1 protein-coding gene is annotated in these 1575 nt (G+C 55.5%); it reads right to left on the bottom strand.

Annotated elements, in window-relative coordinates:
- Nucleotides 1-1190, bottom strand: a 1190-nt coding sequence (locus BKX96_RS31825; RefSeq protein WP_179092196.1) for an SEL1-like repeat protein, incomplete at its 3' end; no start/stop codon positions are given.
- Nucleotides 1191-1575: the final 385 nt, after the last annotated feature.

Raw genomic sequence — 1575 nt, 5'->3', positions numbered from 1 at the left:
AGCAGGCACCATTCAACCGCTTGCTCAGATCTTGTGATCTTGTCGGAGAAGGGCCAGATGCGTGGGTGGTAACGTTCGACCAGTTGCTTGGGCAAGATCACGCCCTGCTCGAAATACCGAATACCGTTGCCGTCCTTAACTGAATGGTGGCGAGGAAGCCAGCCAACCTGCCAGTACCCACTTACCGGGCAGACTTGACCGCTATAGCAGTACGGTGCGGATAAATGAGCCTGGCTGAATGCGGGTGAACCCGGAAGTCCTCGGCCGGTGGCCGGGTCCAGGAGTTTGGCCTTGGACAGCTGGTTGATCAGCGCTTGGCTGGGCTTTTCCGGTGGGACATTGGCCCGGCGTGCTTCAAGCCATTGAAGCTTGCCATCCCAGGCTGGGAGCTTCGCCGGGGGTAAAGGGACGATTTCGTTGATTTCGGGGACTGTGGGGTTCGCGTAGGAAGCTCTCGCGAGTATTCGCCAGATTGTTTTATAGCGTTCGGCGCGTTCAGGGTCTTCTTGTTGCCCGAGGTAATCCAGCTTGTTAGTAACTGGAGGGCCTCGGAATGCATCTCCTAAGCGGCCAGCGGCTTCGCTGTTACCTGCGGCGACCCCCATCTGGAGTATTTCAAGCGCCTCCCGATACTGCTCTTTGTGTTTAAGGTAAATACCCAATGCGACGGCCGCTTCGCCATGACCCTGCTCGGCTGCACATTGGTACATCTGGACCGCGATCTCCGGTGCAACATCAATCGGGTCCAGCTTATCTCCCACATAGTATTGCCCTTGTGCACTGCCCTGATCAGCAGACCTGCGGTAGTAACGCAAGGCCATTTCCGGGTCCTGCTTCAACCCCGCAGAACCTTGCTGCAAGAAGATCCCCACAAAGTAGTATCCCGTGGCCACACCAGCGTCGATCAGTTGTTGACTCATGCGTAAGTGTTCATGGCCGTGAAGCTTGAAATGCTGACGCATCGCTCCGTTCTGCAGGTTGATGTTGGCCTTGTAGTGGTCGTTTTCGGCGGCGATGCGGTACAGCCGTTCGATCTCGACGTCGACGCTCTTGTCTTGCTTTAGTTGGTTGTTCCTCTGTAACCAGCGGGCATATTGGAACAGCACATCAGATTCGGCTGAGGGGGCAGGAATTTTTTCGTGGGCGCAGGTAAAGGCGAAATTGGCCTTTATTTCGGTGAGTGGATTCACATGAGGGTTCTATTTCATATAGGTAAAGGCACTGCGGCTATCACAAGCAGCCAGCAGCAGGCACAAAAGCAAGAGCACGAGACGCATCAGTCGAGATCCTTCGGGTGGCTTTGTCGTAATAAAAATCGACGAGCGAAGCACAGGGCGCATTCTTCTTTTACTGATCGTTCCCACGCTCTGCGTGGGAATGCATCCCGTGAGGCTCCGCGTCACCATTGCGCAGGTGTCGACAGCGGGACGCAGTGCGTTACTGTCCTGTTTGAGCTGGATCTCTCATCCGAGCAGGCACCATTCAACCGCTTGCTCAGATCTTGTGATCTTGTCGGAGAAGGGCCAGATGCGTGGGTGGTAACGTTCGACCAGTTGCTTGGGCAAGATCACGCCC

Source organism: Pseudomonas putida (assembly GCF_001976065.1).
Classification (GTDB): Bacteria; Pseudomonadota; Gammaproteobacteria; order Pseudomonadales; family Pseudomonadaceae; genus Aquipseudomonas; species Aquipseudomonas serbica.
The sequence above is the reverse complement of the archived record's forward strand: the minus strand, read 5'-3'. Positions and strand labels throughout refer to the sequence as shown.